The 17,728-nt window shown below is 60.8% G+C and carries 19 protein-coding genes; 5 read left to right on the top strand and 14 right to left on the bottom strand.

From position 1 onward, the window contains the following. Positions 1-16 precede the first annotated feature (16 nt). Positions 17-748, top strand: a complete 732-nt coding sequence (locus KY459_09385) for a hypothetical protein (GenBank protein MBW3564923.1) — start codon at positions 17-19, stop codon at positions 746-748. 82 nt (positions 749-830) lie between these two features. Next, positions 831-1,352 carry a hypothetical protein gene (locus KY459_09380; protein MBW3564922.1) on the top strand — a complete coding sequence of 174 codons (522 nt, stop codon included), beginning with the start codon at positions 831-833 and terminating at the stop codon, positions 1,350-1,352. Positions 1,353-1,387: 35 nt separating this feature from the next. Here KY459_09380 and gvpA read toward each other — a convergent pair whose 3' ends face one another. The 9 genes from gvpA to KY459_09335 form a co-directional block, all read right to left on the bottom strand. After that, positions 1,388-1,663: a gas vesicle structural protein GvpA gene (gene gvpA / locus KY459_09375; protein ID MBW3564921.1), complete on the bottom strand. Its 276-nt coding sequence runs from the start codon at positions 1,661-1,663 to the stop codon at positions 1,388-1,390. Between the two features lie 3 nt (positions 1,664-1,666). After that, the gene (locus KY459_09370; protein MBW3564920.1) at positions 1,667-2,032 is read right to left on the bottom strand and encodes a gas vesicle protein; all 366 of its coding nucleotides are present in this window, start codon (positions 2,030-2,032) and stop codon (positions 1,667-1,669) included. 33 nt (positions 2,033-2,065) lie between these two features. Next, a complete protein-coding gene (locus tag KY459_09365) occupies positions 2,066-2,404 on the bottom strand; it encodes a gas vesicle protein K (GenBank protein MBW3564919.1) in 339 nt (112 codons plus the stop codon). Continuing rightward, on the bottom strand, positions 2,397-3,035 hold the full coding sequence (locus tag KY459_09360; protein ID MBW3564918.1) for a GvpL/GvpF family gas vesicle protein: 639 nt from the start codon (positions 3,033-3,035) through the stop codon (positions 2,397-2,399). Before KY459_09360 ends, KY459_09365 begins: the two co-directional genes overlap by 8 nt. A 2-nt stretch (positions 3,036-3,037) precedes the next feature. Beyond that, a complete protein-coding gene (locus KY459_09355; GenBank protein MBW3564917.1) occupies positions 3,038-3,229 on the bottom strand; it encodes a gas vesicle protein in 192 nt (63 codons plus the stop codon). Further along, positions 3,216-4,001: a GvpL/GvpF family gas vesicle protein gene (locus KY459_09350; GenBank protein ID MBW3564916.1), complete on the bottom strand. Its 786-nt coding sequence runs from the start codon at positions 3,999-4,001 to the stop codon at positions 3,216-3,218. Before KY459_09350 ends, KY459_09355 begins: the two co-directional genes overlap by 14 nt. A 197-nt stretch (positions 4,002-4,198) precedes the next feature. Then, on the bottom strand, positions 4,199-6,520 hold the full coding sequence (locus tag KY459_09345; GenBank protein ID MBW3564915.1) for an EAL domain-containing protein: 2,322 nt from the start codon (positions 6,518-6,520) through the stop codon (positions 4,199-4,201). Between the two features lie 13 nt (positions 6,521-6,533). Beyond that, on the bottom strand, positions 6,534-7,463 hold the full coding sequence (locus KY459_09340) for an alpha/beta fold hydrolase (protein MBW3564914.1): 930 nt from the start codon (positions 7,461-7,463) through the stop codon (positions 6,534-6,536). Positions 7,464-7,561: 98 nt separating this feature from the next. Further along, positions 7,562-7,765, bottom strand: coding sequence for a cold-shock protein (locus KY459_09335; protein ID MBW3564913.1), 204 nt, complete (start codon positions 7,763-7,765; stop codon positions 7,562-7,564). Between the two features lie 237 nt (positions 7,766-8,002). Here KY459_09335 and KY459_09330 point away from each other — a divergent pair, with 237 nt between their 5' ends. Further along, positions 8,003-8,887 carry a Ku protein gene (locus KY459_09330; protein MBW3564912.1) on the top strand — a complete coding sequence of 295 codons (885 nt, stop codon included), beginning with the start codon at positions 8,003-8,005 and terminating at the stop codon, positions 8,885-8,887. Between the two features lie 3 nt (positions 8,888-8,890). Here KY459_09330 and KY459_09325 read toward each other — a convergent pair whose 3' ends face one another. From KY459_09325 to KY459_09310, 4 genes are all read right to left on the bottom strand, one after another. Then, positions 8,891-9,769, bottom strand: coding sequence for an NAD-dependent protein deacetylase (locus KY459_09325; GenBank protein MBW3564911.1), 879 nt, complete (start codon positions 9,767-9,769; stop codon positions 8,891-8,893). Then, positions 9,738-10,397: a CADD family putative folate metabolism protein gene (locus KY459_09320; protein MBW3564910.1), complete on the bottom strand. Its 660-nt coding sequence runs from the start codon at positions 10,395-10,397 to the stop codon at positions 9,738-9,740. Before KY459_09320 ends, KY459_09325 begins: the two co-directional genes overlap by 32 nt. A 96-nt stretch (positions 10,398-10,493) precedes the next feature. Further along, a complete protein-coding gene (locus KY459_09315) occupies positions 10,494-12,383 on the bottom strand; it encodes a bifunctional homocysteine S-methyltransferase/methylenetetrahydrofolate reductase (GenBank protein MBW3564909.1) in 1,890 nt (629 codons plus the stop codon). Positions 12,384-12,509: 126 nt separating this feature from the next. Next, entirely contained in the window at positions 12,510-14,645 is a 2,136-nt protein-coding gene (locus KY459_09310; GenBank protein ID MBW3564908.1) for a PBP1A family penicillin-binding protein, read from the bottom strand. A gap of 171 nt (positions 14,646-14,816) precedes the next feature. On the opposite strand from KY459_09310, the gene KY459_09305 reads away from it, so the two are divergent. Further along, positions 14,817-15,662 (top strand): DUF4261 domain-containing protein, encoded by an 846-nt coding sequence (locus KY459_09305; GenBank protein ID MBW3564907.1) that lies wholly within the window; start codon positions 14,817-14,819, stop codon positions 15,660-15,662. A gap of 3 nt (positions 15,663-15,665) precedes the next feature. On the opposite strand, the gene KY459_09300 is transcribed toward KY459_09305, so the two are convergent. Then, on the bottom strand, positions 15,666-16,655 hold the full coding sequence (locus KY459_09300; GenBank protein ID MBW3564906.1) for a UbiA family prenyltransferase: 990 nt from the start codon (positions 16,653-16,655) through the stop codon (positions 15,666-15,668). 87 nt (positions 16,656-16,742) lie between these two features. Here KY459_09300 and KY459_09295 point away from each other — a divergent pair, with 87 nt between their 5' ends. Beyond that, positions 16,743-17,522: an NYN domain-containing protein gene (locus tag KY459_09295; GenBank protein MBW3564905.1), complete on the top strand. Its 780-nt coding sequence runs from the start codon at positions 16,743-16,745 to the stop codon at positions 17,520-17,522. Positions 17,523-17,728 lie beyond the last annotated feature (206 nt).

Raw genomic sequence — 17,728 nt, 5'->3', positions numbered from 1 at the left:
ACGGTGACGCCAGTACATGGCGACGTCCGAGACAAGCGGTTCCGAGGTTCTCTCGATCGATGAGCTTCGCAAGATTTTTTCGGTCCTGACCCACGATCTCCGGTCACCGCTTTTCGCGATCGATGGGTTTTCGACTTTGCTGATCGACGACATCGGCAAATCTCTCTCCGAGGAAAATCGGGATTTTCTGGAGCGCATCCGCGTCTCGGCCAGGCACATGAAGCAGACGATTGACGGGATGAACCGGATCGTAAAAATTCTCACCAAGCCCGCACAGATCGAGCCGACCGATCTCAATGAGGTCGTCTCCCAGCTCTGGTTCAGGATGCGCGCCGACGCCGAGGAGAATGGCGTGTCTGTCGAGATCGCCGAGAACCTGCCGTCAATCAATGCCGATCGGGAGAAGATCTCTGCGGCGCTCGAAGCTCTTCTGAGCAACGCGATGACCTTTCGTAAACCGGACGGGGATCAAACCCGGATCTCGCTGACCGCCCGGCGTGAGGGCGACGAGGTTCACATCTGTGTCAGCGACGACGGGATCGGAATCGAGGAGGGCTATTTCGACCAGATCTTCAATCCCGGAATCAAGCTGGATCGAGAAGTGGGCGAAGGCCCCGGATACGGACTCTTTCTCGCCAGGCGGATCGCGGAGATTCACCGCGGGAGAATCGAAGTCGAGGCGGTGCCAGGGGAGGGGTCCACTTTCTGCCTGGTGGTCGCTGCCCCGGCGGATTCACCCCAAACCTGAGGTAGCCGGGTCCGCACCCGATCCCAGCCGCGCCGTCCGGAGAGGTTTGCGTTTTTGACCGAGCGGAGGCAGACTTCCGACAGTGCCAGACGAATCCGTTTTCCAGCGCATCGAAGGAAGAAACACCGCTGACTATCTGATGCGGACGGTGCAGCAGCACCACGTTCAGATCAGCGCGATGGCCGACACCAAGGCGAACATCCTGATCACCGTTTCCTCGATCGTTCTGACTCTCGCCATTTCGCGGCTGACCGACGACGAGCTGAAGGGGGCCTTCGTCACGCTCACGGCCTTCTCGCTGCTCGCTCTGTTGCTCGCAATCATCGCGATTCTTCCGAAGCTTCAGCGGGTCGAGCTGACGGACGGACGGCTGGGAGAGGGTTACAACCTTCTTTTCTTCGGACACTTCCAGGCGCTCGAAAAGGACGTGTTCGATGCCGACGTGGCAAGGACACTCGAGACCGACGCTGCCGTCTACGCCGCCCTGGCCAATGACATCTATCTCCTGGGCAAATATCTCTACATCCGATACGCCTACATCGCGCTGCTCATCGGCTTCGTCGCATCGGCAATGATCGGGATCGCCTCGATCATGCTGCACTGACGTGTCAGCCGATCAGCCGCCACCGGGTGCGGAGCTCAAGCCTTCGATTTCGTCGAAGACGCCGGACTCGAGATCGGCACGCTGCTCCCTTCCTCGATACCCGGACGTGCAACCGCTCCGATGCTGCCCACCGCCTCGGCGTACTTGAGGTAGGTATCGATCGATGCGATCACGACACGCGCTTCAACAGTGATCAGATCGATTCCGACCAGCGAGATGCGCACCCACGCGTCGATCACGATGCCCTTGTCGAGGATCCGATCGAGCACATCGATGAGACTGCTTCCGCCCGGTGCTCTTTCAACGGCCATGCACTAACCCTTCCTTTTTCTGGGAGACACTCTGTCTTCCGCTTTCTTTTTTGCCCCACCCTTTACCGTAGACTCCCCACCCTGCAGCGACCGGCGTTCGAGCGCTTCGAGACGTTTCCGCATCGCCTCGAGCTCTCCCGCCGTCGCGACTTCGGACGGTGCTGAAAAATACCTGTCGCCACGCCACCAGTCGAGACCGATCTGCTCGGCCTTGTCGATCGAACAAACGATCAGTCTCAACCGAATCGTGAGCAGCTCGACGTTCGCGAGCGAAACCTTCACATCGCCTGCCACAACGAGCCCCTTGTCGAGAATCTTGTCCAGGATGTCGACCAGTCCCTGGGATTGCCTTCGCTCTATACCAGTCATCGAGCCGTGATTATCTACCGAATCCGTACGGTGTCAAAGCAGGCGGATCGGCCCGAGTGTCAGATTGAGATCCTCTTCGCTCAGCCCGAAAACCTTTCGCAGCTCTTCCATCTTCTCTTCCAGCTTCATCAGCGCCAGACCGATCCGCTCGATTTCCTCCTCGGAGAGCGTTCCCCGGTCCATCCGTCTCAAAGCCTGCCGCTCGAGCAGTTTCCGGACAAGCTCGATGATCGACAGAACGAGCTTTGCCAGCCCGTTCTCAACAGCCTCCGGATCGGCCGAGATGCGTTCAGGGATCACGGTGTCACTGAAATCCAGCCGCTCCCTCAGCTCGTCCTCGGCGTTGACGACCAGAACCCGATCCTCATTCATCGGCGAACACCTCGATCGGCCATGGTCCGGAAAGAATGAACGGAAGCCGGCGGTCGCTCTGAGCCAGACGCCGCCCTCTCTCTCGGAATTCCGCCACACGCTCGGCCGGAACGAGCATCACGAGCTCGGTTCCTCCTCCCTCCCGATCGCGCCAGACCGTGCGGCTGGCGCCCTCTGCAAGAATCGCCTCGATCTCCCCCTTGCGTTCCGGCGAGAGAGAGGACCCCTGCATCAGCCTCAGCTTCCTCAGATATTCGCTCCCCCCCGAAACCGAGCTCCGATCCGGACGTTCCGGCTTCTGATCGGGTGCGATCTTCAGAGTCAGCTCGACGAGCCCCCGGGTTTCGTCGAGCGTTTTCGCCCACGCGGAAGCTTTCGGCTCGCAGACGCGAACGACCTCGGCCGCCGAGTCGAGCACCACGCCGTAACGGATCGCGATGTACGAGCCGCCTTGAAGGAGCGCCGTTCGCAGCTCGAGCGCTCGCGTGAGAACCGAGGTCGTCGCCGGATTCTCCCCCTCTCCGATCTCCAGAGCGCTGACGACCACCGGACCGACGTCGATCCGGGCGATCCCTTCCGCACTGATCTCATCTGCGGAACGATGAACGCCGAGCGGCATCAGACGCGACAACGCTAACCTCGCCTCTCCCCGGTACCGAGATCGAGAACGCGATCGACATTGCCGAGAACGATGCTCAGACTCAGAGCGATGAGATCGACCTCGGCAATCGAGATCGTCGCCTCCCCCGCGATCACCACACCGCGGTCGAGCAGATGGTCGAGAGTGTCGAGCAGCGAAAGATCCCTCCTCTCAGACACCCTCACCTCCCGAAACGAACGAATACGGCGGCCATGGGCCGCTCAGCGCGAGGGTGACTCCTCGCTCGCGCCAGTTCGCCTCGATGGATCGGATCTGCTCGTCGATCCCGTCGGCCGCTTCTCTCGCGACGAGTACCGTGATCTGGGGATCGGCGCCGCCACGCGACACACGGTCCTCCACCAGGACTTTCCACGAATCCGGCATCGACGCGGCAATCGAGCCCAGCATTTCGTTTTCTACCTCTTCGGCCATCTCGGCTCTCCGCATCTCGACCTTCCTGCGAAGGAGAAATTCACGACCCGGGCCGCCCTCCCCACCCCCGGCGAGCGCCCCATCCTTCTCGGCCGCTCGCTCGTCGACCCATCCCTTCCATCGCTCGTCGTCGAAATGGATTCTGATCGTCCACTCTTCGCGCCCGGCCAGATCACCCACGATCCGCTGCAGCCTCGATCGATCCGATCTGAGCCAGTCTTCAACGCTGTCGACCGAGTTGAAAACTGCAAGGAGCCTCATCGGAACGACGTCGCCCTTCTCGTGCAACCATGCAACGACTCCCTGGTGCCTCAAAGCGAGATCCGCCAGCCAATCGGTGTCGGCCGTCCTCTGTTCGAGGGCTTCCTCGTTGAAGTCCGCATGCGATACCCGACTCACGATCGCGTGCAATCCTCCCTCTTCGACCGATTCGATCGGCTCGCCGTCGACTCCACTCAGGTCCTTCGGGGGCTCCCCCGGCAGTCCGGCGAGAATGCCGTACACGTAGACGAGCTCGTCCGCCATTGCCCGGATGCTACACCACCAGGGCTCAACCGGTCGTCACTGCTTCGACCTCGCCGCGCCCTTCCCGGTGCGACCTCATTCGCTGGTTCCCGATCTGGACATGGATGCCGGAGCCCCAAGGCTCGTCGTAAAACAAACGTTGGACACGGCGGCGAACATTCGACATCCCGCATTAGATTTGAAACTTTCCGCGAAACTCACGCGATGTAGTTGCGCAATTGGGGAGGTTTCCGCAGGAATTTGGAAAATGAAGCCGCCGGAAGCGCCTCGCTGATGACGAATCCCTGAGCGAAGTCGCACCTGGCCATGTGGAGAAACGCATACTGATAGCGATTCTCGACGCCTTCGGCCGTCACCTGAAGTCCAAGCGCGCCGGCCATGGCGATGGTCGCAGCGACGATCGCGGATTCCCGCCGTTCCGATGAAAGCTCCCGAATGAACGACTGGTCGATCTTGACCTTGTCGATGGGGAGCCGGTGAAGATAAGCGAGCGAGGCATACCCGGTGCCGAAGTCATCGATGGAGAGAGTCATCCCGATATCGCGAATCGCCTCGAGAATGCGAATCGTGCGTTCGACGTCGTCCATCGCCGCGGACTCCGTGATCTCGATTTCGAGAAGCGACGGGTCGACCGAACAGCTCTCGAGAATCCGGGTGATGTCGTCGACCACCGTCGGACTCGTCAGCTGGGTCAGCGACAGGTTGACTGCGACGCGGAGATCGTGACCCTGGCCTGCCCAGGTCGAGGCCTGGCGTCCCGCTTCGGCGAGAACCCAATCGCCCAGCGGTCGGATCAATCCGGTCTCTTCGGCGATTCCGATGAAGCCCCCGGGTGGAATCGTTCTCTCTCCATCGACCCACCTGACCAGTGCTTCGCATCCGACGATCTCGCTGGTGCCGAGGCTCATGACGGGCTGATATTCGAGAATGAAGTCCCCATTGTCGACCGCCTTGCGAAGTCTCCTCTCGAGATCCATCCGTTCGGTGGCCTCCTGCGTGATCTCGGTTCCATAGACCTCGTGAGTTCTCCGCTCGCTCTTTCTCGCACGACGCAATGCCGTCTCGGCGTTCTGCATCAGGTTCACCGCGGTTCGCCCGTGATCCGGCCAGCAGGCGATCCCGACGCGGGATCCGAGATAAATCTCATTTCCGTCGACGACGAACGGACCCTCGAACGCGGCATGAAGTTTCTCGACCACGATCTCGATGTCCTCGTTGTCGCGCAGGTCGACCAGAAATGAGAACTCATCGCCACCGACCCTCGCCACGACGTCGCCTCCGCGAAGGGCTCGCCTCAATCGACCCGCGACGAGCTGAATCAACCGGTCACCCGTCGCCTGCCCCTTCGAATCGTTGACGAGACTGAACCCTTCGACGCTGAGGGCAATGATCGCGGCGACACGGCTCTTACGGGGAAGCTCGGCCAGAAGCTGCGCGGTCCGTCGGCGCAGCGCAAGCCGATTGGGAAGACCAGTGAGTGCGTCATGATGCGCCTGGTATTCGATCTGCTCGGCGTGCCGTGAATCGCTGATCGGGCGCGCGACATAAAGCATACCCGCCGGAAATCCCTCATCATCGCGCAGCATCGATCCGGACACGCTCACCTCGATCGTTTCGGCTCCCTTCCGTCTCCAGATCATCGGCCGGTCAGTGAAGGAACGGCCATTCATCAGCGTGTCGGACGCCGGGCCGACATTGAAAGGACTTTCGATCACATCGCTGATCCGCATACCGACGAGGCGCTCGGAAGGCAGCTCGAGGAGCTCCCCTGCTGCAGGATTCGCGATCTCGATCCGTCCCTCGAGATCGATCACGATCACGGCATCCTGGATCGTCGTCAGAATCTTCCGGCTCGCGAAGGCCAGCGAGGACCTTCCTCTCGGATACTTCCGCAGCGCCCGGTCCAGTGCGTACCACGACACCGCGGCGAACAGCCAGCCGGAAGGCGGAAAGACGACGCCAGCCCAGGGGAGCAGGTCGAGCAGAAATCCCGCACCGAAGATCGCCGCAAGCGCGACGTGCCGGTACCTCAGGCTCTCCGACCGGCGTGGCACTCTGGCATTACCGCGAAAGGCTGCGAGACCAACGATGAAGACGTGCATCACGGGAAGGAGAACCCCGATGTTCGCGTCGTGGTAGTAGCCCCAGGGGGTATCGAGCGGTTCCCCCAGAAAGAACGATGTTCCGACCGAGAGAACGGCCAGAGCGAGCCCCGGAAGCCAGATATACGGAAGGAGCCAGTGCCGCTCTCGAAAGTCACCCAGTACTGTGTAGAACGACCAGAAGGCAGGTGGGATCAGACAGAGGCCGATCATTGCGGCCGAGCTCCAGCGACTTGCGCTCGCAGCCGTGTCTGCTCCGAGCATCGCCGCGGTCCCCATCAGCCAGATGATCATCAGGCAGCTGAGCGTGAGAAATTGAGGGACAATCGCGCGCACGCGCTCGCTTGATGCAACCCTGACCGCCGCGGCGAACACCATCACCGCTGCGAGCACGTATCCGGCCACGACCAGATTCATCTGTTCCGAACTCTCATCGTGTCGCTGCCTGAATCCAGTCCGCGAGCGAGGATGCCAGCTGCTCCTGCCCGCCGGAAAAGCCATGGTCCGCGCCGGGCACGATCTCGTACCGGGCACGAGCTTTCGGATGCTGATGTCGTCTGAGGATCTCGATCACCGTAGGGATGTCCGCGGCTGCGTACTCGTCTTCGCTCCCATAAGAGATGAACATTCGCTTCCGGATTCTCGAGAAGCGCTCGAAAAGCGGCCGGGAAGAGATTCGCTTTCCGGAGATCGCTTCACCAAAGGGAAAAACATTGTAATCACCATCGGGATTCAACGTATCGAACAAAGCTCCATAGCTGAGCGGAAACGGCGACCACGACCGCGGAGCGAGCTGCTTCGACCGTCCGGAGGCGACGGCTTCACGCGCTCGCTCGAGCGCCTGCCGGAAGCGCCGATCTCCGAGCTCTCGATAATAAATCCCGGTGTCGTCTCCACCTGCCAGAAGTGCGTACCCGGAGACTCTGTTTCCGGGTTTCCGGGAGTCGTAGATCACCACCTTGTTCGCTCCCGTCGAGTGGCCGGCGAGAAAGACTCGGCGATATCCCCGGCTCCTCACCGTCCGGAGCGCTCCATCAATGTCGGATACGGAGTCGCCGATCCGCTCGTGTGCGGTGCCTCCGTCGAGATATTCGGTGGTGTCGCCGTCCTTCCGTTTGAGCCATCGCCACAGACCCGCTCCTCGATTGTCGAACGGAAAGAATGCGATGCCGCGACGCGTCAGAATGTCGGCCAGAACGTTGGTGCGGCTCGATCGAAAAATCGACGCATCACCGTTGCCGTGAAGATAAACGACTGCGGAAGGCTTTTCGCGCCTTCGAGACGGTTCGAAGAGCAGGCCCGACAATGCCACACCGTCAGCCGCTCTGAATCCGATCAACTCACCCTTCACTCCGCGCATCGGAATCTCATATTACCGCGTCGCATCATGGAGAGAGCGTGCTCGAGAAAAAAAGGCGGCCCGGAGGCCGCCCCGTTTCTCAGTCCGTCCACCAGGTCTCAGACGAGGGTGACGTTCGAAGCCTGGAGGCCCTTCGGCCCCTGGACGAGATCGAACTCGACAGCCGTACCCTCCGCGAGGCTCCTGAACCCTTCGGCCTGGATCGCCGAGTAATGGACGAATACATCCTCACCCGAATCCAGGGTAATGAACCCGAAACCCTTCGCATCGTTGAACCACTTGACCTTACCGGTACTTCTCATTCTGGGAATCCCCTTCCTTGAAGCCTTGCTCCGGGAGAGTCTCTGCTGCGGACTGCGGCTGACTGTCTCTTCGAACGCAACGCTCTGTCATTGAGACCGCTTCGATCTCGATCCGAAAAAACGGCCTCGAATTCACCCCTATTCCGTGCTGAACCCGCTCGTCATGACCGGTTTGGCCGGATGGTTCCGTCTGCTAGAATGCCCGTCCGACTTGCGGTGGGTGAGAGAGGAGAGGTCATGGCGGTCAGGCCCGTAGGAACAGGAACGATCTCGTTCGGACTCGTGACGATTCCGGTCAAGGTCTACTCTGCAAACAAGTCATCGGAACAGATCTCGTTCAATCTGCTTCACGAAGCGTGCGGCTCCAGGGTCCGTCAGCAGTACATCTGTCCCCAGGAAGACGTCGTCGTCGACCGGACCGAAATGGTCAAGGGTTACGAGTTTTCCAGAGGGCAGTACGTTCTCTTCAGCGCCGAAGAACTGAAAGCCCTCGAAAGTGCCGCGACCCAGACAATCGACATCGTCGAGTTCGTACCCGAGGAATCCGTCGATCCGATCTACTTCGATCGCCCCTTCTACCTCGGCCCGGACCGACACGGTCAACGCCCTTATGCCCTGTTGTCGAAGGCGCTCGAGCAAACGTCACGATGGGCGTTGGCACGGTACGCAACCAGAGGAAAGAGCTACCTCGTGGCCATCCGTCCGTATCAGGAAGGGTTGCTCATGCAGCAGCTTCGCTACGCTTCGGAAATCCGCAAGTTCAGCGAGCTCGACATCGATACCGACGTCGAGATCAGACAGAAAGAGCTCGACCTCGCGATTACGCTCGCGGACCAGGTCACCTCCGAGAGATTCGAGCCGGAGAACTATCGCGACGAAGAGAGTGAACGGATCAGAGAAGTCATCGCCCAGAAGATCGAGGGAAAAGACGTATCGCTTGCACCCGATAAGCCGAAGGGCGAAGTCATCGATCTGATGGAGGCTCTCAAACGGAGCCTCGAGCGCTCCGGCGCCACATCGGGCGCCACTGCCGCTTCCGCTTCGAAAACGTCCCGGAAGCGGAAGCCCGCGAAAAAGGCGGCCTCGAAGAAGAAGCCGTCCGCGAAGCGGAAAGCCCGCTGACGCTCAGCGCATCTCGCTCAGCCCGAGCTCCCGAGTCACGTCGGCGAGCACGGCTCCACAACTGCCGCCGAGCCTGAGCAAAGCCAGATCATCGCCGCGGGTTTTCCCTCTGTTGATGATTGCAACCGGGGTTCCCCGACTCGCTGCCCTCTTCACGAAGCGAAATCCCGACCATACCTTCAGCGACGAACCCGCAACGACGAGAAGGTCGCACCGGTCGATCTCCGCGAAGGCCTCGTCCACGATCGATCGGCGAACCGATTCTCCGAAAAAGACGACATCCGGTTTCAGATCACCGCCACACCGCGGACAATCGACGACCTCGAAACTCGCGACATCGGCGTCGCTCACGATCGCGTCCGCGTCCGGAGCGACCGCGGCCTCTCCGTAGCTCCAGTCGGGATTGCGCTTCTCCAGCCAGATCTGCACTTCTGCCCGGTCGAATCGCTCGAGGCACGCCAGGCACACGACTCGGTTCGCGTTTCCATGAAGCTCGATCACCCTCTGGTGACCAGCGCTGCCATGGAGTCCATCGACATTCTGTGTCACGACGACCGAAACGATGCCGGCCCGTTCGAGCACCGCCAGCGAAGCGTGCGTGCCGTTGGGCCTGGCGTCTCTGACGCGAGGCCAGCCGACATAGTTGCGAGCCCAGTATCGCCGCCGGTTGGCTGCGCTTCGCCGAAACTCGTCGAAGAGCATCGGCCGGGGTCTCTTCCACTCCCCGTCGTCTCCCCGGTAATCGGGGATGCCGGACTCGGTGCTGCAGCCCGCGCCCGTCAGAACCGCGACACTTCGGGAACTGGCGAAAATCGCCGCGAGCTCGCGAACAGCGTCGACCTCGGGCCCGTCAGGCAGCGCGAGCCTGCTGCTCGACTCCATCGAGAAATCCGTAAAGAGCGCGCGTCGTCGCTTCGACTGCCTCCGCAGCATCCTCACGCTTCCGGTCGCCATCACAGAGCTGTTCGATCAGGCGCCGCGCGGTCTCGGAGTGCTCGACGTCGGCCGTCATGTGGACGGTGAAGAATGCGATGTCGCGGGGTCTCGAGATTCCGTAATGTTCCGCCAGGCCGTCGATCTTCGCTCGAGCGACGTCCGGCACCTGAGATTCGTAAGCGTACAGAGCAGCGAGTCCTTCATGCGTGCTCGAAAGCGCCAGCTCACGCACCGTCCTGATCAGTTCCCGTGTCGCTGCGGATGGCTCGTGGCTGAGAACTTCCTCGCGGTCGAGTCCGAGAGACTCGCAGAATCTCAGCCACAGCTCGGGATGGTTGCCCGGCCCTCGCTCTTCTTCGATGAGATTCTCGAGTATCTGCTGCCGGACTTCGATGTCCTCGCTCTGTGCGTGTGCGGCCGACAGAAACGTCGGAAAGGCGAGCGCGTAGTGAAAGTACTCCTTCGCATAGGTCTGCAGCTCGTCGAGCGGAAGCTCGCCGCAGCTCCAGCGCCGATAGAAGGAGTGGTCGAGTAAACGTCTGCTGTCGACGATCGCGTCGAGGGTCGTGGTCATCATGAATGCGTCCTCCGGATTCATATCCTAACCCGGATTATTCATCAGGTGTCTACTGCGGAGGCGGATAGCAGAGCGCCCGGCTGCCGCCGCGGATCACCGGATCTTCGTCTGCGACGACTCCACGAGACCTTCGAAGACCTCGATCGCGAGATCGACCCGGCCGAGAGGGGCCGACACCTGAACCCCGGCGACCCTCTGCCTCACCGCGGTGAGAATCTCGCGGGCGATCGCGACCCCCTCACGAACCCCATGCTCTTTGCCGGCTTCGCTGGCGCGCCGCATTCGATCGATCGTCTCCTCCGGAACCGACACTCCCGGGACTTCGTTGTTCATGAACATCGCGTTCCGGTACGAGAGCAGAGGCCAGATTCCGGCAACGATCGGGATACCGTAGTGCTCCACCTTTCCGAGGAAACACTCGAGCTGCTCGACGTCGAAAACCGGCTGGGTGATCGCGTACTCGGCACCCGCCTTGACCTTCCAGTCGAACCGGCGGAGCTCGTAATCGAGGTCGACGTGTCCGGGGTTGACTCCGACACCGATCACGAACCGGCTCCGATCACCAAACGGGTTGCCGGCCAGGTCGAGACCGCGATTCATCAGACTCACCATGTTGGTCAGTCCGATCGCATCGATGTCGAAGACCGCGGTCGCATCCGGATAGGGGCCCATCTTCGGAGGATCGCCGGTGATCAGAAGAAGATTGTTCAAACCGAGCCCCGCGGCTCCCAGGAGGTCCGAATGCATTCCGAGGAGGTTCCGGTCGCGACAGCAGTAATGCAGGACGGCTTCGATCCCGGTGCGCTGCTGGATCAGGACAGCCGTGGCGAGGGCACCCATCCGATTCTGCGCCCGCGGCCCATCCGGAACATTCACGGCGTGAACACCAGCATCGCGGATGGCAGCGACCTTCTCGAGCAGGCGATCAGGATCGGTTCCCTTCGGCGGTACGATCTCGATCGTCGTGACGAACTCTCCCTGCGCGAGCCTTTCGCCCCACGCCGATCGCTCCGCCAGCGGAAGCGGGTCGAGACCGCCATTCTCTTCGGCCGGCTCGACGATGACCGGCCGCCGCCTGGGAGTGAGCGGACGTACCGCCTCCGCCATGATCCGAATGTGGTCCGGCGTGGTGCCGCAACAACCGCCGAGAAGCTTCACACCCTTCTGGACCAGCCGCTTCGCGTACTTCCCCATGTAGTCGGGAGACGCCATGTAGATTTTCCGACCGTGAACCTCACGAGGGAATCCCGCGTTTGGCTGGCAGGAGATCCGCCGGGAGGTCAGGCCGGCGAGTTCCTCGACCGCGTCGAGCATCAGATCCGGTCCCACCGAGCAATTGAGACCGATCACGTCGACCTGAAGCTGTTCCAGCGCAGCCGCAATCTGCCGGAGCGTGTGGCCATACGCGGTTCGCATGTCCGGTCCGATCGTCATCTGTGCGACGATCGGCAGCGAGCTCACCGAACGGACTGCCGTGATTGCGGCCGCCAGCTCGTCGATCGAACCGAAGGTCTCGAGCACGACCAGATCGATCCCCTCGGAAACCATCGGGTTGAGCTGTTCCCGGAAAATCTCCTCGGCTTCATCGACCCCTGTGGGACCGTACGGCTCGATCCGGACACCCAGAGGCCCGATGGCTCCGGCAATCCACGCCTCGTCGCCCGCCGCGGTCCGCGCCAGTGCGACCGCACGCCGGTTGATCTCTTCGAGCTGCTCGACGGCGCCGAACTCGGAAAGCTTCAATCGATTCGCCCCGAAAGTATTGGTCTCGAGAATGTCCGATCCGGCCGCCAGGTACTCCCTGTGGATATCGAGAACCGCCTGCGGCTCGCGGAGATTCAGCTCCTCCCAGCAGCGGTTGATGTAGAAACCGCGCGAGTAGAGCATCGACCCCATCGCACCGTCGAACAGGTACGCGGTCGAGTCCGAAAGCGCTTTCAGAAAGTCCTGCACATTCTCCCCAAAAAGAAAAAAGCCCCACATCCGTGGGGCTTGCTCGATCCGTTGTTTCGGTTCGGCTCTTTAGCTTTTTTTAGGCTGGTTGCAAGCGACCCCAAATCAATCCAGCTACTTCACGAATGTACGCCCATTCGTACCGCAACGCAACCCTCAGTCGAAAATCTCTTCGATCCGGTCGCGCCACTTCTTCAGCCTTCGCTGAAAGGTTCGCCTTCCCTGCTCCGCCTCGTCGGACCACCGTCTGAACTTGTCGAGCGTAATCGCCGCGGGCTCCTCGGCCAGTTCCGGATTGATCATCAGGTCACGAGCGTACTTTCCGAATATCCCGCGCGGACACTTTCGAGCAGGCTCGGTATCCGGCAGAAATACCTCCTCCCGCGGTCCCGGACATCCCTCCTGCCAGATGTAGCCGGTCTCCGGATCGACCTGCAGGATGTTCACCCCATTCGGTGGCTCGATATTTCTCCGCTTCGGCTCGAAGTCGTTCATATATCGACCCCAGATCGGAAGCGCCGCCTCCGATGACGACAGTCGCAGTGGCGAGCCGTCGTCGAATCCGACCCACACGGTCGTCACCATCTCCGGGGTGTAGCCGACGAACCATGCGTCGCGGTAATCGCTTGTCGTGCCGGTCTTACCCGCGACGTACCCGAGTCCGTATTGCTGGAGCCGGCGAGCGGTTCCTCTCTGAACTACGCCTCGCAGGAGCGAGTGCATCACGTATGCGGGGGCCGGATCGGTCACCTTCACGGGTCTCGGCTCGTGCTCCCAGAGAACGCGTCCATCCGAATTCTCGATCCGCGCAGCAAAGTGCGGCTCGACCCGGGTGCCGAGATTTGGAAACGTCGTGTACGCGGACGTCAGCTCCCACGGGCTAACCTCCTCGACGCCGAGAGCGAGCGCGGGAACCGCGGAAAAATCCGAATCGAGTCCGAAACGCTGCGCCGTCCGAATGACTTCGCCCCGTCCCGTATCCTCCGCGATTCGCACGGCAGGGACGTTGAGCGAGTGCTCGAACGCGGTCCGGACCGTCACCCGGCCATGAAATTTCTCATCGTAGTTGTGGGGCGTCCAGACTTCGCCACCTCCCATGTCCACCTCGAGCGGCAGATCCTCGATCAAAGTCGAAGCGGAGATCCTCTTCGAAGCAATTGCCTGGTAATAGACGAACGGCTTGAACGCGGATCCCGGCTGACGCCTCATCAGTCTGGTTCGATCGAACTCGCCGTCGATCCCACCGACCAGAGCCTGAACGCCGCCGTCGAAGGGATTGATCGAGAGAAGCGCGATCTGGAGAGGTCCGCCCGTCTCCGGGTTCCGGATCCAGGAGTATTGGTTTCGCAGGCGCGCCGAGCCCTGGCGAACCGCGATTTCGGCACTTCGCTGGGCCGACGGATCGATCGAGGCGATGATTCGAAGGCCTCCGCGCTCGAGCGCGTTCCTTCCGACGCGCTGCTCGACCTCTGTTCGAAGCCCCCGCAGGTACCAGCGGTACTGGCTCGATTCCGTTCGTGCGCCTCGTCGGAATTTCGCCTCTGCTTCCTTCGCTCGTTCGAGCTCGGCTTCTTCGATGAATCCCTCGTCTTTCATCGTTTCGAGAGCCCTGTCGCGGCGCGTCTTCGAAAGCTCCGGATTTCTGTCGGGATTGTCGCGATTCGGTGCCCGCACGATGGCAGCGAGAAGAGCCGCATCCGCCACGCTCAGATCTTCGACCCCGGTCGAGAAATAGATCGGCGCCGCCTCGTCGATCCCTCGAATCGCACGGCCGTCGGAATGCCCGAGGTAGACCTCGTTCAGGTACGCCTCGAGGATGGCGTTCTTAGACAGCTTCCGATCGAGATGCACGGCCAGCGGTGCCTCGACGAGCTTTCTCGCGAACGTACGTTCATTTGAAAGGAGCTTGGTCTTGACGAGTTGCTGGGTGATCGTGCTTCCTCCCTGCCGGACCGCTCCCGCGCGGACATTGACGATCAGAGCCCGCAGCATTCCGATCGGATCAATCCCGAGATGCCGCTCGAATCGAATGTCTTCCGCGGTGATGAACGCCTTCTGGACATGATCCGGAATCTGTTCGATCAACACAGGTTCCGACTGCCGCCAGTCGGCGCCGTAGACCTCGACGACTGGTTCCTCCTGATCGGTCTTCGTGAATATCTTCGTCGGATTTCGCCACTGCTCGCTGAGCAGGACGTCGGACATTTGCCGATAGTTCCAGGCGACCATGCCGAAATAGATGTAGACGATCATGACGACCGTTCCGGCAGCTGCAGCCGTGAGATGTCGCATACGGGCGTGGAAAAAGTCGTTCACGAGAACGAATCGTGCATCACCTCTGCCAGTGTACGAGCCGCACGAAACACGAATTCATTCGCAGCTCGATCGCTGGTCGAGCCTCGAGATGTTTCGTGTCGTCCGAGCTGGACAAAACGCCATGATTTTGTGAGAGGATTCAGGTTCGTGCCTACGCTTGTTCGAAATCGATCGCAGCAACCGGGTAGCAAAGAAGGGTTCGCCCATTCGATCGAGGTCGAGCTGCTCTATCGGGAGCCACCGGTCGCGGACTGGAGCCGCATCTCAGGCGAGGGAACATTTGCGGAGACTGATCGCGGAGCGGTCGCGGCGTTCAGCGCGCACGAGCTCGGGAACGCCGAATCGAGGTGGGTCGTCGAGCTGCCGGGATCGCGACTCGACGACGGACATCTTCGAGCCGCCGTACGACAGTCGTGGAGCTGGCCTGAGGCGAGACGAGTCGCCGGCGAGCTGCGGCATCGCGTCACGATCCGGGATCTGCGCGCGACGACTCTCGACTTCAGACTGCGGCTCAGGCTGATGAACCAGTTCGTCGTTGCTGCGACGAATCTCTCGCGTCCCGCCGCGATCCACTGGGTCACGACCGAACAGCTGGTCGAGCCGGACGCCTTCATCGGCTCGCTCGAGCACGAGGGGCCCGAGTCGCTGTACGGTGCAGTCAACGTCCGTCTGTTCCGAATCGACCGGGACGAGAACGACCGCCCTCTCCCAACCCCCGAGATCATCATGGATACCCTGGGGCTCACCGCCGTCGGCCTGGACGACTTTCAGATCCACACCAGAGAGTACGACCCTCACGACGTCGGCAACTACCTCTACTCCGTGTCGCAGTACGCCTGGAAAAAAGGCGCCGTGATTTCGCCGGGAGACGAGATTCTGGGGATCGACGGCGACAAGTGGCGGTGCGAGATCGAGGACTCGCTGGTGGAGCCGGAACGAGCGGTCATCGACATCGACACCGGTGAGCCCGGCCTGGCCGGCCGGAAGCGCTGAACCTCAGACGACGTAGGCGACCGCGAACCCGACCTGCGCGGTCATCAGCATCATGTACATGTGCCTCCACGAGGGATGGTTCTCGACTCTGGCAAGCTCGTCCGGGTCCCGCAGCAGGAGGTAGACCGTGTACGACCCCCAGGCGACCAGTACGATCGTGAGCGCGTGAAGAATCGAAGCGTTTCCTGTCAGAATCGGATGTACACTCCTCGAAAAGGGATCACGGACGACCGCACCGATCGAGATCAGCAGCCAGGGAAAGATGAAGAACGGCGAGATCATCCACGCTGCCTTTCGAACGCCATGAATGATCGGAGGCGTTCGGCAGCCTCCGGCGCGATCCCCCGCGATATCCGAAAAGTCCTTGGTCGACGCCGCCCCCACCAGAAACAGCATGAATATCGAACCGATGTACCATGGCTCGGTCGCCCAGATCGAGGCCACCATCGACCAGCCGGCAACCTTGAGAAGGCAGCCCCGGGGGATGGCGATCGTCCAGTTCGCCCACATCCCCTTCGCTTTTGTCCTGCCGAGGGCCGGAGCAGAGTAGACGAAAGTGAAGAGGAGGCCGGCCAGATAGAGAAAGAAACACTGATGCCATTCGAGCGGTGCGAACAACTTGGCGAGAAATGTGTTGTAGGGGTGGACGACGACCAGCCAGGTCGGAATCAGGGCCATCGCATAGAGGGCCCACGATACCTTCCAGGCGTCATCGATCCCGATCCGTCCGGTCACGAGATGGCGGCGGGGCTTGTTGATCCGGTCAATCTCGAGATCGTAAATCTGATTCACACCGTTCGACGCGGCGTTCATGAGCGATGCGCAGAGCGATCCGAGGGCGACGGTCAGCACCACCGGCACGGTGACCGCCCTCTCGGGATCAGGATTGTGAATCGAACCGAACGCACAGACGGCACCGGAAATGATCCCCAGAAGTGGCGGTATGAGAGTGAAGGGGCGAAAGAAATCTGCCCAGGTTCCGAGTCTCGCCATCACGACGCCGCAGAGAATCGCTCCGGTCGGAGCCCGTATTCCGTATCATCGGCACATCAGCCAACCATTCAGGAGACATGAAACCCAATGAACGACGAAGCAAAAATTGCACTATTCATGGACTTCGAGAACATCGCTCTCGGAGTCCGCGACGCCAAACACAAGAAGTTCGAGATCGACCTCGTCCTCGAGCGCATCCTCGAAAAGGGAAAACTCATCGTCAAGAAGGCGTACTGTGACTGGGAGCGCTACCAGGAGTACAAGCGACCCATTCACGAAGCCGCGATCGAGATGATCGAGATCCCCGCCCGAGCCTATTCCGGAAAAAACTCCGCCGACATCCGGATGGCCGTCGATGCGATGGACATGGCGTGGTCGAAGGAACACATCGACGTTTTCGTCATCGTGTCGGGAGATTCCGACTTCTCACCCCTCGTTTCGAAGCTGAAGGAAAACAACAAGTTCGTCATCGGAGTCGGCGTCAAGAATTCTTCGAGCGATCTGCTCATCGCCAACTGCGACGAGTTCATCTTCTACGAGGATCTGGTGCGCGGCAAACAGGACACGATGAAGGTCGGAAGCGGCGACGACAAGGAGAACGAGGTCTTCGAACTGCTGCTCGAGTCGATCAAGGCATTGATGCGCGAGAACAAGGAAATTCTCTGGGGCTCGATGATCAAGCAGACGATGCAGCGCAAAAAGCCCACATTCAACGAGGGATACTACGGCTACGACACGTTCAGCGAACTGCTCGAGGATGCCGAGAAGAAGGGCTTCATCAAGATGAAGAAGGATGTGAAGTCGGGAACGTGGATCATCACGGGGTTCGCGAAGAATCCCTTCAAAAGGGAAGCCGCCCGGAAGTAGCGGCGGGACTTCGAAGACGGGGTCGGGGGGGGCGTGGTTGCCTTAAATTACCGAGTATACCCAGAAAGAGCTGGATGAGGTTTATTGTAGAAATTGGGTACCAAGCCCCCCGCGCCCCCCCAGTGGGACAGCTCCGAAAAAACGTCAAAAACCGCGGGGGGTCCAATTGTGGTAGGCTACCACCAACCAACACAGAAGAGCTGAGC

The sequence above is a fragment of the Acidobacteriota bacterium genome (genome assembly GCA_019347945.1).
GTDB lineage: Bacteria > Acidobacteriota > Thermoanaerobaculia > Gp7-AA8 > JAHWKK01 > JAHWKK01.
Note: the sequence above shows the minus strand (reverse complement) of the source record. Positions and strands in the feature narration are given on the sequence as shown.

Excerpts from the sequence above, each read along its gene's own strand:
- KY459_09335 (MBW3564913.1), bottom strand. The coding sequence starts at position 7,765 with ATGAGAAGTACCGGTAAGGTCAAGTGGTTCAACGATGCGAAGGGTTTC.
- KY459_09350 (MBW3564916.1), bottom strand. The coding sequence starts at position 4,001 with ATGGCGGACGAGCTCGTCTACGTGTACGGCATTCTCGCCGGACTGCCG.
- KY459_09320 (MBW3564910.1), bottom strand. The coding sequence starts at position 10,397 with ATGACCACGACCCTCGACGCGATCGTCGACAGCAGACGTTTACTCGAC.
- KY459_09345 (MBW3564915.1), bottom strand. The coding sequence starts at position 6,520 with ATGAATCTGGTCGTGGCCGGATACGTGCTCGCAGCGGTGATGGTGTTC.
- KY459_09315 (MBW3564909.1), bottom strand. The coding sequence starts at position 12,383 with ATGTGGGGCTTTTTTCTTTTTGGGGAGAATGTGCAGGACTTTCTGAAA.
- KY459_09385 (MBW3564923.1), top strand. The coding sequence starts at position 17 with ATGGCGACGTCCGAGACAAGCGGTTCCGAGGTTCTCTCGATCGATGAG.
- KY459_09300 (MBW3564906.1), bottom strand. The coding sequence starts at position 16,655 with ATGGCGAGACTCGGAACCTGGGCAGATTTCTTTCGCCCCTTCACTCTC.
- KY459_09365 (MBW3564919.1), bottom strand. The coding sequence starts at position 2,404 with ATGAATGAGGATCGGGTTCTGGTCGTCAACGCCGAGGACGAGCTGAGG.
- KY459_09295 (MBW3564905.1), top strand. The coding sequence starts at position 16,743 with ATGAACGACGAAGCAAAAATTGCACTATTCATGGACTTCGAGAACATC.
- KY459_09330 (MBW3564912.1), top strand. The coding sequence starts at position 8,003 with ATGGCGGTCAGGCCCGTAGGAACAGGAACGATCTCGTTCGGACTCGTG.
- gvpA (MBW3564921.1), bottom strand. The coding sequence starts at position 1,663 with ATGGCCGTTGAAAGAGCACCGGGCGGAAGCAGTCTCATCGATGTGCTC.
- KY459_09340 (MBW3564914.1), bottom strand. The coding sequence starts at position 7,463 with ATGCGCGGAGTGAAGGGTGAGTTGATCGGATTCAGAGCGGCTGACGGT.
- KY459_09325 (MBW3564911.1), bottom strand. The coding sequence starts at position 9,769 with ATGGAGTCGAGCAGCAGGCTCGCGCTGCCTGACGGGCCCGAGGTCGAC.
- KY459_09370 (MBW3564920.1), bottom strand. The coding sequence starts at position 2,032 with ATGACTGGTATAGAGCGAAGGCAATCCCAGGGACTGGTCGACATCCTG.
- KY459_09310 (MBW3564908.1), bottom strand. The coding sequence starts at position 14,645 with ATGCGACATCTCACGGCTGCAGCTGCCGGAACGGTCGTCATGATCGTC.